The organism is Candidatus Neomarinimicrobiota bacterium (assembly GCA_034716895.1).
In the GTDB taxonomy this organism is placed as follows: Bacteria; Fidelibacterota; UBA8477; order UBA8477; family JABMPR01; genus JABMPR01.
In genome coordinates this window covers 1-11,465 of the sequence record JAYEKW010000036.1, presented here as the reverse complement: position 1 = coordinate 11,465, position 11,465 = coordinate 1, and the positions used below count along the sequence as shown (strand labels likewise).

Annotated in this window: 11 protein-coding genes; 8 read left to right on the top strand and 3 right to left on the bottom strand. The window is 44.7% G+C overall.

From position 1 onward, the window contains the following. The 3 genes from U9Q77_02645 to U9Q77_02635 form a co-directional block, all read left to right on the top strand. The coding region (locus tag U9Q77_02645) for an HAD-IB family hydrolase (protein ID MEA3286263.1) at positions 1-510 on the top strand (510 nt) is incomplete at its 5' end. Then, on the top strand, positions 507-653 hold the full coding sequence (locus tag U9Q77_02640) for a hypothetical protein (protein ID MEA3286262.1): 147 nt from the start codon (positions 507-509) through the stop codon (positions 651-653). The genes U9Q77_02645 and U9Q77_02640, both read left to right, overlap by 4 nt. A 1-nt stretch (position 654) precedes the next feature. Then, a complete protein-coding gene (locus U9Q77_02635; GenBank protein MEA3286261.1) occupies positions 655-2,637 on the top strand; it encodes a M1 family aminopeptidase in 1,983 nt (660 codons plus the stop codon). Between the two features lie 55 nt (positions 2,638-2,692). Here the strand turns inward: U9Q77_02635 and U9Q77_02630 are convergent, their stop codons facing one another. Then, complete coding sequence (locus tag U9Q77_02630) at positions 2,693-4,789, bottom strand: chloride channel protein (GenBank protein ID MEA3286260.1); 2,097 nt, start codon at positions 4,787-4,789, stop codon at positions 2,693-2,695. A gap of 185 nt (positions 4,790-4,974) precedes the next feature. Here U9Q77_02630 and U9Q77_02625 point away from each other — a divergent pair, with 185 nt between their 5' ends. The 5 genes from U9Q77_02625 to cydB all read left to right on the top strand — a co-directional run bounded on the left by U9Q77_02625 (position 4,975) and on the right by cydB (position 9,849). Further along, positions 4,975-6,387, top strand: a complete 1,413-nt coding sequence (locus U9Q77_02625) for a hypothetical protein (protein ID MEA3286259.1) — start codon at positions 4,975-4,977, stop codon at positions 6,385-6,387. A gap of 92 nt (positions 6,388-6,479) precedes the next feature. Continuing rightward, on the top strand, positions 6,480-6,827 hold the full coding sequence (locus tag U9Q77_02620; GenBank protein ID MEA3286258.1) for a hypothetical protein: 348 nt from the start codon (positions 6,480-6,482) through the stop codon (positions 6,825-6,827). A 104-nt stretch (positions 6,828-6,931) separates the two neighbouring features. Beyond that, a complete protein-coding gene (locus U9Q77_02615) occupies positions 6,932-7,174 on the top strand; it encodes a DUF4492 domain-containing protein (GenBank protein MEA3286257.1) in 243 nt (80 codons plus the stop codon). Positions 7,175-7,183: 9 nt separating this feature from the next. Continuing rightward, complete coding sequence (locus U9Q77_02610; GenBank protein MEA3286256.1) at positions 7,184-8,722, top strand: cytochrome ubiquinol oxidase subunit I; 1,539 nt, start codon at positions 7,184-7,186, stop codon at positions 8,720-8,722. Then, a complete protein-coding gene (gene cydB / locus U9Q77_02605) occupies positions 8,719-9,849 on the top strand; it encodes a cytochrome d ubiquinol oxidase subunit II (protein MEA3286255.1) in 1,131 nt (376 codons plus the stop codon). The genes U9Q77_02610 and cydB overlap by 4 nt, the downstream gene beginning before the upstream one ends. Positions 9,850-10,175: 326 nt before the next feature. Here cydB and U9Q77_02600 read toward each other — a convergent pair whose 3' ends face one another. Together U9Q77_02600 and U9Q77_02595 are read right to left on the bottom strand one after the other, a co-directional pair. Further along, entirely contained in the window at positions 10,176-10,781 is a 606-nt protein-coding gene (locus U9Q77_02600; protein ID MEA3286254.1) for a DNA-3-methyladenine glycosylase I, read from the bottom strand. Between the two features lie 4 nt (positions 10,782-10,785). Then, positions 10,786-11,465 (bottom strand): molybdopterin cofactor-binding domain-containing protein (locus U9Q77_02595; GenBank protein ID MEA3286253.1); only part of this gene is annotated, 680 nt, incomplete at its 5' end.

The following is an 11,465-nucleotide window of genomic DNA, read 5'->3' as shown; positions in this document are numbered from 1 at the left end:
TGGAAAGCCGGTGTGATCAATGAGCATCGGATGGCTAGAGCAATGCTGAGCTTTTATCATGGCCGGGAACTCCAGCCATTCGCCGAGAGTGCAGACGAATTCTATCGGGAATATCTGCAACCCAATCTATCAAGGGTCGCTGTAGAAAAATTACGCTGGCACCAGGAGCAGGGACATCAAACAGTACTGGTTACCGGTTCCATTGATTACTATCTAAAGCCGGTTATGAAAGATCTCAGTATAGATCATTTGCTTTGCACTCACTTGGAAATTGGCTCAGATGGCCTACTCACAGGAAAATCACTTGGTTCGGTCTGTGTGGGTAAAACTAAAGTTGAGTTCATCCAGGAATTGGCCCTTGAGCAAAAGTTGGACCTTTCCCAGTCCTATGCTTACGGAAATTCCGATCTGGATATCCCCATGCTGGAACAAGTTGGTCATCCGGTCATTGTTAATCCTAATTCAAAACTTGCCAAACATGCCAGACAAGTCAATTGGCCGCTATTATGAGCTTAGTGTTGGGTTGCAGTCAGGTAAGCGAAAAGACTTTTCTACTCGCTCACTCTCAAGCAATGCCGCGAACCATGCTGCGTTATGCCATTGAAAAATTTCCGGAAAAACGTCGGCAGGAATATTTAAAGGGGACAGCTTAAAATGAATAAAGTTCCAGCAAAAGCAGTCAGGGTTCTACTGGGATTGGTACTTGCGACCAGTCTATTTGCGTTTATAGATGAAGAAAAACCCTGTGGGCATGCGCATAGGGAAGGTTTTCAACGTGATATGTCACCCACAATTGAACAACAGAAGATCGACATCAGCTACTATGCTCTGACACTCGATCTGGATATAGCTGCAACCTCTGTGACCAATGAATTCCTGGTTGAATTTATGGTGGTTGACACCAGTCTGGAAGTCATCGAACTGGACTATTCCACCGATAATCCCGGCGTGGGGAATATCACCGTAACCAATGTTCTACTGGATGATGATTCAGTTTTCTTTTATCATAGCAATGACCTGCTCCAAATCCCCATATCAGCCAATCTGGAACCTGGGCAACGCATTTCGGTGAGAATATTTTCTGAGTCTGGACCGGCCGTAAATCACGATAATCAGGGATTTAACTGGGACTATGAGAACGGTCAGCGCGCCATCTGGACAAACTCCCAGCCCTATGATGCCCGGGACTGGTGGCCTTCAGTGGATTATCCCCGAGATAAAGCCGATTCAGTGGATATCAGGGTCACTTTAGCCGACTATATGATAGTGGCTTCAAATGGTCGTCTTATTTCCACTCTGGAAAATGAAGACAACACCAGAACCTGGCACTGGCATGTGGGACATCCGATTGCAACCTACCTGGTTTCTCTCTCTATCTACCAATTCTATGAGTGGGGTGATGTTTATATCGATGCAAATAACGATACGCTGCCGATACAGTTCTATACTTATAGTCATCCCGACGCACCTGATCCATCCTATATGACCACCAACTATCGCATGTTACCAGAAATGATCACTCTGTACGCTGAGCAATTTGGTCCTTATCCTTTTATGGATGAAAAATATGGTCATGCAGAATGGGGTGAGAGTTATGGGATGGAGCACCAAACCCTGACCTCCATGGGAAATCCAACTGAACGACGAGTTGCGCATGAGTTGGCTCACATGTGGTATGGAGACATGATCACTTGCTACAGTTATCACCATATCTGGCTCAATGAAGGCTTTGCACGTTATGCAGAAGCCCTGTGGTGGGAGCATCATTATGGTCCGGCAGGTTACCGGGAAAAAATGGAAGCGTTTGAATATTACGGTGGTGGTACCATTTACGTGGAAGACCCTGAAACAGAATCCATCTTTGGACTGAGTCTTTCTTATAATAAACCAGCCTGGGTGCTGCACATGCTGCGTCACATGGTTGGAGATGACACCTTTTTTGACATACTACAAACCTATGCTGCTGATCCTGAATTCAAGTATAAAACAGCCACAACAGAGCAGTTTCAAATGGTCTGTGAAGAAGTGAGTGGACTTGATCTGAACAATTATTTTCAGCAGTGGATCTATGGTTCTGGTTATCCGCACTACCGCGCCTACCGTGCTCAGACGGGCGAGGATCTGCTGGTTCAAACCATTCAGTCAGGGATAACGTTTGATATGCCGGTTGATTTCAGGATCACCACAACTGGATCTGTTATTGATACCGTGTTAAGGATCAACGAACAGTTCATGACCTTCCATATTGAAATTCCGCCAGGAGAAATAGTTACCGATCTGGTCATGGATCCCAATGGCTGGATCCTAAAAAGTACAGATTATGTGGTTGGGTTGGTGGAGGATAAAAAAGTCGGTCCTGAGAAATTCCAATTGGGTCCTAATTATCCCAACCCCTTTAACCCCATGACAATCATCCCATACCATTTGGATGAAGCCGGTTTGGTTCAGATGACTATCGTTGATACCAGAGGCCAGCAAGTTATAGAACTGATCAATGAACGAAAAACAGCCGGTCAGTATTTAATATCATGGGGCAGTCTTGATCAAAACGGGATGGCCGTGGAAGCCGGAGTTTATTTTTGCAGACTCCAAACTGGAGCCCAGTCTGCTATTCAGAAGTTACTTTTGATAAAATAAAGGGATGTCCCACCCCACATGGATATTTGCAATTTTTGTTGAGGTCGCGTTGGGTTTACAGAATTGCACAAAGTTTATCGACATTATCCTGTTCACCAAAGATCAGTAACTGATCAGATGATAAAAGCTTGTCATTCACATCCGGGATGAGATCCTTTTCCTCACCATCTTTGGAGCGACGAACCAGGAGAATATCCACACCATAGGATTGTCGGACATTGAGTGAACGCAGGGATTGATTCACAAAAGTTGAAGGAGCATTAATTCGGGCAATGAAAAATCCTGGAAGTACTTCGGATTTTTCGTGGTATTGCCTTTGAATAAATTTCATGGAGTGAGCCACTGCTTTGGCTGATTCAGTATGGATCAAGAGTTCTTGATATTGATGGACAATGGCTGAACGTTCTACCTCACCATTTAACATGAGATCATCATCCACAACCGGCATGGCTTCTAAATCCATTTCAATCATCTTGCGTAAAATCTCATGGACTGGAGTCGTGTCTGAAATAATCTCGAATTGACGATTCATTATGTCCTTTACCGTGGCATTCTCAGGTATTTCTTCATGATGGTTCAGATAACGCCGCATGGCAGAATGAGTAATGATCCCGCTTAATCGCTTATTCTCATCTTTCACATAAAAGTTGGAAGCAGAGCTGACTGAAATTTTTTCCAACAAACCCTGAAGGGTCATATCTTCAGGAACGGTAGCTACAATTTTCTTCTTGAGAGCAGGAACGCTGATCTTATCAAGCACATTAATATCTTTTCCGCCAAAAATATCAATCCCCCGCCGGATCAGTTTCAGGGTGTAGATGTTAGAACCATCCAGTAATCGTGATGAAATGACCATGGCGATAATACTGGTAATCATCAGAGGTAAAATTACAGAATATTCAGTGGTCATTTCAAAGATGATCAGCACCGCAGTGACTGGTGCATGGGTCGTAGCCGCAACCATGGCAGCCATTCCCACCAGAGCATACGCACCACTACTAGCTGTGAGCTCAGGGAATAGACCATGAATAACAATACCAAAGGCACCGCCCAACATGGATCCGATAAAAAGTGAGGGTGCAAAAACACCACCCGAGGCTCCAAATCCCATAGAAAGACTGGTGGCAAATATTTTGGCCAATACCAATCCAGCTGCAATAACAAAACCAAGGTGTCCGCTGAGGACTGATTCCATGGTTTCGTAACCGACCCCAAGGATCTGTGGCAGATAAACAGCTACTCCTCCCAGCAAGGCGCCACCGAGGAGACCTTTGATAGCCACAGGAGCTTTCCAGGCATCAAACAGATCTTCAGTTTTATAGAGGGAGCGTACAAATAACCAACCAATGATCCCAGTGATCACCCCCAGAATGATATAGAAAATAATCTCAACTGGCGAATGCAAGGTGTAGGTCGGTGGCACGAATGCCGGAAAATCACCATACAAACCGCGACTGATAACCGTCCCGAAAACTGAGGCAATGATAATGGGTCCAATGGCTGCAGCACTAAAATCGCCCAGGATCACTTCTGAGGCGAAAATAGCTCCGGCAATGGGTGCATTAAAAGTAGCTGCAATTCCTGCTGCTGCCCCACAGCCGATAAAGGTCTTCATGCGTCTTATCGAAACTTGAAACAGTTGTCCTATGGTCGAACCAAAAGCTGAACCGATCTGGACAATCGGACCCTCACGACCCACAGAAGCACCTGAGGCAATGGACATGGCCGAGGCAAACGCTTTGATCACCACCACCCGCATCCGGATAAAGCCATTCTGGGTGGCTACAGCATTCATAACCTCAGGAACCCCGTGTCCTTTAGCTTCAGGAGCAAATCGTTGAACGCTCCAGGCGACCAAAGCACCACCAAAAGCAGGAATGCCAATTTTAAGATAGATCGGGGCCGCAATAACCACATCAATGAGGGCTCCTTCACCCCATAAACCATGTCTAAAAGAATCAATCAAGGTTCTGAAACCAGCGGAGATCACCCCGGCGAATACCCCGATGAGCATGGCCATAATCATGACAAAAAGCTGGTCAAATGATTTAATTTTAAATAAGATATTCTGAAGCCAGACATAACGAGCTCGGCGTTGATTGAGTTGTCGGCGTAGTTTTTTGATCTGGGCTTTGTCAGGAGCAGTGTTCATGGAACTTTGAATTTCCTTTCTGAAACTCAAACAGAGCAATACAGGTAAATAATCTCTGCTAATTAAGCCAAGGGGGTCCGTTTTGCAAGGCTGGAGCTGGATTATTAAGAATTACTTAATGAGCGATTTATCTTTAGTCAGGAGTCACTAGAAACTAACTTCAGCACTCAAGCAAGGAGGCGCTTATGAAAGCAATTCTTTCGAGTCTGCTCCTGTTCGTTTTTTTTATTGGATTAACGGCGCAGGAAACAGATTCACTCAAAAACCAATCATTATATCGACAAGCCTGGGACACAGCTATGATTGATGGTAAGATCACAGATGAAGAACGAGCGCTTATGAATATCCTGGTTGAGTCACTGGTGCTGGCAGTGGACAGTAGTCAGGTCTGGGAAACGCAGTGGAACTATAAGATCCCTCGGTCCCTGGATCAATCTGGGCGTTGGCCGCTGGTAATGCAGAACATCGCTATCGGGGCTGGACTGTATGGCTGGGGTATTCCATACGTCCTCCATGCCGATGATGATCGTTGGTATGTCGGCGGGGTAATGGTGTCTGCCGGAGGTGCTTTTTACCTGACCTACAAATACACCAGGGAAATGGACGTTTCCCACGCTCGCACTCAGATGATGCGCTATGGTGAATTACTGGGGCTACGCGTTGGTCAAGGTATAAATAGTATTCTGAAGCTGGATTCAGGTCTTGATGAATCCCAGGAGGATGAAGAAGATCGCGATCCGGAAACCCTGTGGGTGTGGACCCTCATGGCCTCTGTACCTGCCGGTCACTATGCTGGCGAATATTTGTTTGAAAAGGTTGACCCAACCAATGGACAAGCCTGGGTATGGTCCTTATGGACCGGTATTTCTGGTATGACAGCGAGGCAACTATACAGTGCGATCGGTGGGCGACCCGATGAACCTGATGAATTAATGGAACCGGATTGGGATTCTCCTTCTTTTGACATGAACCAATACGAATTAGATTTGCAAATGTTTGAAGAGGAAATGGAAAGGCATGATGAAGAAATGGAAAAATGGGAAAAACCATTAGCTATTGTTGAATTAGTCGCCTATCCAGTTGGAGCAGTTATTGGCCATTCTTTAGTTAAAAACAAGCAGTATAGTTTTGGGGATGCCATGATGCTGATGCAGGGTTGGAGCTTTGGATATATGAACACAATGATGCTTCAATCTATTTTCTTTGAGGATGGTGATCCGGACATGTTTGTTTTGATGTCATCTCTGGGAGCAATAGGTTCTACTTTCGCTTATGATCGGTGGATTAAGAATGATGACTTCAGTTTTGGACAAGCGACCCTCATGTTCTTGGGTTCTACTTCAGGAACGGCCTTTGGGTTTGGGACCGGGATTCTCTTAGATGTAAGAGACAGGGAGTCCCTGTTGACTTTGGCTCTAGCTGGTTACGGAGCGGGAACCTATCTGACCCGCCAGATTCTTGATGTAAAAGCTGATGGATCACTGACACATGAGACGTCAAACAGGATATCTCTGACCCCAACAGCATTGCCAGTATTGGGCTCTGACCAACGAGTGACCCTGATTCCGGGACTTAATCTTAGGGTTAGCTTTAAATAGTAAATCCCGACAGCTAGAAGGTATTAATTTTAAGGTAGAGACGTAGTTTGCTGCGTCTCTGCCCATTTCAACTATATTAAGAATGATGTTGAATGATTAACCCGCAACCTTACACCAATAACCCCAGGGCAATTGTACATCTGGATCTGGATGCCTTTTTCTGCTCAGTGGAGGTGCTGCGAGATCCATCATTGAAGGGTAAGCCGGTTGTAGTCGGCGGCAAAAGCGAGAAGAGAGGTGTTGTGGCAGCGGCTTCTTACCCGGCCCGGAAATTTGGAATTCACTCAGCCATGCCCATGATCGAGGCTTCCCGCCGCTGCAGGGAGCTTATTGTTATTTCTTCCCAACACAGCATGTACCGTATGTACTCAAAAGTTATCATGGGGATTCTGCGAGCGGAATCACCCATCATTCAACAGGTCAGTATTGATGAAGCCTAGCTGGATAAACAGCCACATTGACCAAAGGGAACCCTGAAAAGTTTTCATTAATTGAGGAAATATAATAGTTGATAAATAGCAACTAGTAATTATTATTACTTCGTATGACCAATCGATTCCTACCTTTTCGAATTTATCATTTTTATCGCGATGGATTTAGACGGATGACCCTGGGTCGTTCCTTGTGGAAGATCATTATTGTCAAGCTGGTTATTATGTTCGCAATTCTGAAGGTATTTTTCTTCCCAAACTTTCTCAAAAGTAATTTTAGTACTGATGAAGCAAGAGCTGATCATGTCTTGCAAGAACTTACGATTAAACAAATTAGCATAAATAATCTAGAATAGGAGTTGTTCATGGTTGAAGCCATAGATATTGGCATGGTGAATTGGGCACGAGCCCTGTTTGCTTTAACTGCAATGTATCACTGGATTTTTGTACCCTTAACCCTGGGGCTTTCTTGGATCATCGCGTTTTATGAAACAATTTACTACCGTACTGGTGATGAATCCTGGTCCCGCTTGACCAAGTTCTGGATGAAACTTTTCGGGATAAATTTCGCCATTGGCGTTGCCACCGGAATTATCCTGGAATTTGAGTTTGGTACAAACTGGTCCAACTATTCCTGGATGGTAGGAGATATTTTTGGTGCCCCCCTTGCTATAGAGGGAATTGCAGCGTTTTTTCTGGAATCTACCTTTTTTGCCGTCATGTTTTTTGGCTGGAACCGGGTTTCTAAAAAATTCCATTTGTTTTCAACATATATGGTAGCTGTGGGATCGAATTTATCCGCTCTCTGGATTTTGGTAGCCAACGCCTGGATGCAACATCCAGTAGGTATGGTTTTTAACCCGGATACTGCTAGATTCGAAATGCAGGATATCATGGCTGTGATCCTGTCACCAATTGCAGTGTCAAAATTCACCCACACAACCAGTTCCAGCTTTGTTATGGCCTCGCTTTTTGTGATCTCGATTTCTTCCTGGTACTTGTTCAAACAGAGACACCAGCTTCTGGCAAAACGATCTATTGTGGTTGCTGCCACCTTTGGTATTGTCGCCTCGCTTTTTGTTGGATTTTCCGGGGATGAAGCAGCCTATGAGGATGCCAAGCATCAACCCATGAAGTTGGCTGCTTTTGAGGGTCACTTTGAGGGTGACAGTCCATCTGGATTAGTGGCTTTGGGCATCGTCAATACGAAGAAACAGCCAGGTGATGATCTTCAATCTTTTCACTTCAAACTAAAGATACCCGGGATGCTTTCGATCCTGGCTCAACGCTCCACGACAGGGTATGTCGCAGGGATCAATGATCTGGTTTATGGGAATGAGGCTGAAGGAGTCATGGGGGTTGAACAAAAAATCCCCCTGGGTAAAATTGCAGTTCAAAGCTTGGCAGATTACAAGGCTGCTCAAAAAAGTGGAGATGAAGCTGCTGCTGCCAACGCACTGCAAACCTTTCGAGAAAACGAGGCATATTTTGGCTATGGATTTTTAGAAAAACCGGAAGATTCTGTTCCAAATGTAGGAATCATGTTCTACAGCTTTCACATTATGGTGATCTTAGCAGGCCTGTTTATAATTGTTTTTGCTCTGTTCCTCTTCTTTGTCTACAAAGGGAACATCGAGCATCTTAAATGGCTCCTCATGGCAGGCCTGCCCATGTTCTTTCTGGGGATCATTGCACAGGAAGCAGGTTGGGTTGTGGCAGAAGTTGGCCGTCAGCCCTGGGCCATTCAGGATATGTTGCCGGTTAGTATTGCCAGAACCAATCTGGACTCTGGCACAGTAGCGACCACCTTCTTCATGTTTGTGGCGCTCTTCACAGCCCTGCTTATTGCCGAAGTGAAAATCATGATCACACAGATCAAAAAAGGTCCGGAGGAAGTAAAATGATAGAAAATTTGGAACTGGCGACCTTACAAGAAATCTGGTGGATTCTTATAGCTACACTGGGTGCAGTATTTCTGTTTTTAAACTTTGTCCAAGGAGGACAAACCTTATTATTTGATGTAGCTAAAACAGAAGACGAAAAGACCCTGATCGTGAATTCACTGGGTCGCAAATGGGAATTGACTTTTACTACCCTGGTCACATTTGGGGGAGCAATTTTTGCGTCCTTCCCGAAACTTTATTCCACCAGTTTTGGTGGTGCCTACTGGGTCTGGACCATCATTTTATTCTCGTTTATCATTCAAGCTGTGAGTTATGAGTACCGTAAAAAACCCAATAATTTCCTGGGGCAAAAAGGCTATGAGAGTTTCCTGCTGATCAATGGCGTAGTGGGTGTGCTTTTGATTGGTGCTGCCGTGGGAACTTTCTTCACCGGGGCAAATTTTAAGCTAAATGAGTATAACTTTGTGACTTGGACCCACTCATTAAGGGGTCTGGAAGCAGCCTTCAATTATTTCAATCTGAGTTTGGGTTTGTTCCTGGTTTTTAATGCCCGGGTTCTGGGAGCCCAATATCTGTTGAACAATCTTGATTTCAACTCTGTTCCTGAACTGGAAGATCGTTTAAGAAAATCAACGTTTATGAATTTCCTGATCGAGTTGGTCTTTCTGCTGGTTGTTCTGGTCAGTTTGCTTGTTATGTCCGGATATGGTGTTGCAGAGAACGGTCAGATCGAGTTGATGTCCTATAAATTTGCAGGTAATCTGATCGCCAATCCACTAAATATCATTTTGCTTCTCATTGGTTTGGGACTGGTGATCTGGAGTGTCTATATCACTAAATTCAAGGATGCTAACAATGGGATCTGGTTTGGTGGTACAGGAACGGTTTTAGTTGGGTTGGTCGTTTTCTTTCTGGTGGGATTTAACAACTCCTGTATTTATCCAAGTCTGACTCACCCGCAAACCAGTCTGACAATTTACAATGCATCATCCACACACTATACCTTGACCGTTATGACTTATGTCGCCTTTCTAATTCCATTTGTGATTGCTTATGTTGCCTATGTATGGAGAGCGATGGACCTTAGAAAACTATCCCTGGATGATCTAAAAGAGAAAGCGTATTAATATGAACAGTATTCTCCTGATCTCATGGATTGTCGTGATCGTCGCATCTTATAAAATTGCCGTCTTTTTGCTAAAGAAGATAGATCTCTATTAGTAACTAGATCTCCGCAAATCCTGGCTTCCTTGGGCCCCGTTGAATCCAGCGGGGTCACGCCAGGTGACGAACAGGCGCAGGCAGGCGGCGATCTCAAAATTGCCACCAAACTTGGAGATTTATCCATTGTAGCAGATGCGCAGATGGATTGCCACCCCTCTATGTCTTCCATACGCCGTGGCAAGCAGTCCTTACAGTCCTCGCAAAGACAAATGAGGACACACTGACAGAATTACTTGGAACGCGCAAATGAAACGGAATATGGTATAACCTCTGTATATCTAAAACAATCAACCAGATGGTCATTTACCATACCGACTGCCTGCATGTGGGCATACATGACAATGGTTCCAAGAAACTTGAAGCCCCGCTTTTTTAGGTCTTTGGCAATCCTGTCTGATAGGGGTGTGCTCGCAGGGATTTCGTCTAAAGTCTTACACTTATTTGAAAGAGGCTTTCCGTTTGTATAATTCCAGAAATAGTTACAGAAACTACCGAACTCTTCAATGACCTCAAGGTATCTTTGAGCATTATTGATGGCCGCCCGAATCTTGAGTTGGTTACGAACGATACCTTTGTCCAACAATAATTCCTGGACCTTTTCTTCATCGAAAAGGGCTACTTTATTATAATCAAACTGAGCAAAATCCTTCCGGAAATTTTCACGCTTATTGAGGATAATTTCCCAACTCAATCCAGCCTGGAATGATTCCAGCACGAGAAACTCAAACATTTTGATATCATCATGAACAGGAACGCCCCATTCTTCATCATGATATTTCAGATAGGTCGGTTTGTTCAGCGGCACCCAGCCACAGCGGTTTGGCAGCTCATTCATTCTTTCATGCTCCAGAATGCAATTTTGCTAATACTTCCTCAGGTTTTACGGGTAGATGCTTAATGCGCACTCCCACTGCATTATAGATTGCATTGGTTACAGCAGGTGCCGGGGCACTGGTGGGAATTTCTGCCACCGCTTTGGCACCATAAGGTCCAGTCGGTTCATGTGAATCAGCAAAACGAATCACCATTTCAGGCATATCCTTAGCGGTGTAGATATGATAACTGTTAAAATCCAGATTCAACATGCGACCCTTGTCATCAAAAGGCATGAATTCCGTAAGTGCCATTCCAAGACTTTGAGGAATGGCTCCTTCCACCTGGCCTTCAGCCATTTTTGGATTGATGATTTCCCCAGCATCTGTTACGGAAACCACTCGGGTTACCCGGGTCGTTCCAGTAAGTGTATCAACTTCAACCTGAGCAAATGTTGCATTGAAAGGTGGAGGTGAATCATAGCTTAAATGGGAAGCAGAACCCATGATCTGCAGCTGTTCGTCGGTGTAAAAGCTTTTCGTACAGATGTCAGTGTAGGAAATCTTTTGACCATCCGGCGCAACCACATCGGTATTGACAATTTCAGCGTCCTCAACCTGAAGCAGCTTTCTTCCTTGATCCAGAATCATGGATTTACACTGTTCTGCTGCTTTCAAAACAGCTGTTCCTGAGATGTAGGTGGTGC